The following is a 2,705-nucleotide window of genomic DNA, read 5'->3' on the forward strand; positions in this document are numbered from 1 at the left end:
GAGGGGGTACGAAGGCTTGGGGGCGTCCTCATCTACCTTGGTGACGATATGATCAACAGTATAGAGACACCATCTCCGTCACGGGCTGGGCTGATTGGCCTGAGTGGGGTTGCAGAACCCGCTGCCATCGCCTGCTCGGAGAAGGGCGAGCTTATTATGAAGAAGAAGACCTATGGAAGGGTGACCATTGCAATCGGAAGGTAAAGAAAAAGGCCTCCTCTCGATCGTCAGCACAGGTCCCGGGAATATCCAGCAACTGACCCCGGCGGCCTTAAAGGCGATCGCAAAGGCGGAGTATGTCATCGGGAATAATGTCTATATCGACCTGATCCGACCTCTCATTGAGGGAAAAGAGGTCGTGAAGAGCCCGATGGGTGAAGAGGTGAACCGGGCGCAGCTCGCACTCGATCTCGCAGAGAATCATCGTGTCGCGATGGTCTCGGGCGGGGATGCCGGCGTCTACGGGATGGCCGGGATCGTCATCGAGGTTGCCGAGAGGACAGGCTCAACAGTTGCAATCGAGGTGATACCGGGAGTAACAGCTGCAACTGCTGCGGCATCATGTATCGGCTCCCCATTGTCAGGTGATTATGTCACACTCTCGCTCTCTGATCTCCTCACACCATGGGAGGTGATTGCGATGCGGCTCGATCATGCATCAGCAATGGGTGTGCCGCTTGCGATCTACAATCCCCGGAGCAGGGGGCGTCCGCATAACCTTGATTCTGCCCTTGCGATCATCTCAAAGCACAGGGAAACAGAGACTCCGGTTGCTGTTGTGAAGAACGCATACCGTCCAGGTGAAGAGCGGCATATCATGACACTCTCTGATCTGGTTGCTGACACAAGTATTGTGGATATGCATTCGATTGTGATCATCGGCGGACTTGAAAGCAGGATATGGAAGGTGGGAGACGATGTCAGAGGAATTATCACCCCGCGGGGATACCACAGAAAATACGTATATTGATCTCGGCGCAGATACCCGCGAAGGGTATCAGATCGCGAAGACAAGCAGGCAGCTTGCCAGGGAGGCGATCGGCGATGAGACACCGGAAGATCGGATCCGTCAGCGCTGTTCGGTTGCTGTAGGGGATTTTGCGATGGCGGATCTGATGCGGTTTACAGATGATCCGATAGCTGCCGGGATCGCTGCTGTCCGGGAAGGAGCCCCGATCTATACGGATATCAGGATGGTGCAGGTTGGCATCCTGAAGAAAGGGCATTCATGCAGTGTCGAATGCGCTCTCGATTATGGTGCGGAGCTTGCCGCAGCTGAGGGGATCACAAGAACATCAGCCGGGTTTCTTGCGCTTGGGGAGAAACTTTCCGGCTCCATTATTGTGATCGGAAACGCCCCCTCAGCCCTCCTCTCTGTCTGTAGGATGATTGGCGAAGGGATTGTGCCTGCACTTGTGATCGGAACTCCTGTCGGGTTTGTGAATGCGGCCGAGTCAAAGGAGCTGCTCAGGACAATACGGGTTCCCTCGGTCTCAAATGTTGGAACCCGTGGCGGCACACCGATCGCTGTTGCGAGCATGAACGAGATCATCACAATGTCACTTCAGTAATCTATGATCGATCCGGTAACCGGGTTCTCCTATCCAGACGAGTGGATCAGGCGCGCCAGAGAGAGGGGGGATATCACCGCTGTTGAAGAAGGAAGAGCGGTTCTGACATCATCCGGTGAGATCCTCAGGCGGGGGATCACCACCGGGGCAACAGCGGCAGCAGCAGCAAAGGCAGCCGTCCTCTCGCTCAGGGAGCCGGTATCGGAAGTCGATACCCTGCTCCCCTGCGGGATCCGCGTGATGGTGGATGCAGCTGGAGAGAATGGAGAGGGGTCTGCGGTGAAGGATCCGGGTGACTACCCGGACGATCGAACCGCAGGCCTCCTCTTCCGGGCAAAAGCCACTCCTGCCCCGGAGATTCTTCTTCACGCGGGAGAGGGGATCGGGAGGTTCATCCGTGACACTCCCCGCTATATCGAGGGCGAACCGGCGATCTCCCCCCCGGCACGCGAATGTATCCTGAATGCAGTCACCGAAGCAGTCCGGGAGATTGGACTCTCCGGTGCGCATATTACTCTCAGCGTGGTCGGCGGGGAAGAGGCGGGGGCGGATACCTTAAACCCGAAGGTCGGGGTTGTCGGCGGGATCTCCCTCCTCGGGACAACCGGTTTTGTCGAGCCATGGGACGATCATCTCGAGTCAACGATGGAAGAGCGGGTGCGTGGGGCCGAGCGGGTGGTGATCACAACCGGCAGGATTGGCCTTAGGATCTCCCGCCTCCTCTTCCCGGCTCACGAGGTAGTGCTCGCCGGATCAAAGATCAGGCAGGCGCTCTTTGCCGCTGAGGGTGAAGTGATCCTCTGCGGCCTGCCGGGGCTTGTCCTGAAGTTCCTCTGCCCCGATATCCTGAACGGTACCGGATACCAGACGGTTGAGGAGTATGTCGCCACACCGGAAGGCATCACTTCGATGAAAGAGATACTGGAAGAGAATGTTCCTGAGGGTGTGAGGGTTGTGATCGTGAGCCGGGACGGAGAGATCATAGGTGATTCAGCATGAAAGTGGTGGGGGTTGGATGTGGAGACGGGATGCTGACTGAAGAGGCAATTGCTGCCATTCAGGGAGCACGGCTCATCTACGGCTCCAGCCGGGCAATTGAGCGGGTACGGCATCATATCAGTCCTGGTTGCATGG

Annotated in this window: 4 protein-coding genes and 1 pseudogene; all 5 read left to right on the forward strand. The window is 57.2% G+C overall.

Annotation, left to right across the window (positions count from 1 at the left end; genetic code table 11):
- On the forward strand, positions 1-204 hold a 204-nt coding region (locus tag QCH34_RS10265; protein WP_300333763.1), incomplete at its 5' end, for a cobalamin biosynthesis protein.
- The gene (cobJ, locus tag QCH34_RS10270; protein WP_300333765.1) at positions 188-970 is read left to right on the forward strand and encodes a precorrin-3B C(17)-methyltransferase; all 783 of its coding nucleotides are present in this window, start codon (positions 188-190) and stop codon (positions 968-970) included. The genes QCH34_RS10265 and cobJ, both read left to right, overlap by 17 nt.
- Positions 918-1,571, forward strand: a complete 654-nt coding sequence (locus tag QCH34_RS10275) for a precorrin-8X methylmutase (protein ID WP_300333767.1) — start codon at positions 918-920, stop codon at positions 1,569-1,571. The genes cobJ and QCH34_RS10275 overlap by 53 nt, the downstream gene beginning before the upstream one ends.
- A gap of 3 nt (positions 1,572-1,574) precedes the next feature.
- Positions 1,575-2,570, forward strand: a complete 996-nt coding sequence (locus tag QCH34_RS10280; protein ID WP_300333769.1) for a cobalt-precorrin-5B (C(1))-methyltransferase — start codon at positions 1,575-1,577, stop codon at positions 2,568-2,570.
- Positions 2,567-2,705, forward strand: a pseudogene (locus QCH34_RS10285) (cobalt-precorrin-7 (C(5))-methyltransferase); the annotation flags it as partial. The gene QCH34_RS10280 and the pseudogene QCH34_RS10285, both read left to right, overlap by 4 nt.

The sequence above is a fragment of the Methanocalculus sp. genome, from assembly GCF_029762515.1.
GTDB lineage: Archaea > Halobacteriota > Methanomicrobia > Methanomicrobiales > Methanocorpusculaceae > Methanocalculus.

What these genes read in the sequence shown, in the direction of transcription:
- QCH34_RS10275 (WP_300333767.1), top strand. Translation starts at nt 918, where the DNA reads ATGTCAGAGGAATTATCACCCCGCGGGGATACCACAGAAAATACGTAT.
- QCH34_RS10280 (WP_300333769.1), top strand. Translation starts at nt 1,575, where the DNA reads ATGATCGATCCGGTAACCGGGTTCTCCTATCCAGACGAGTGGATCAGG.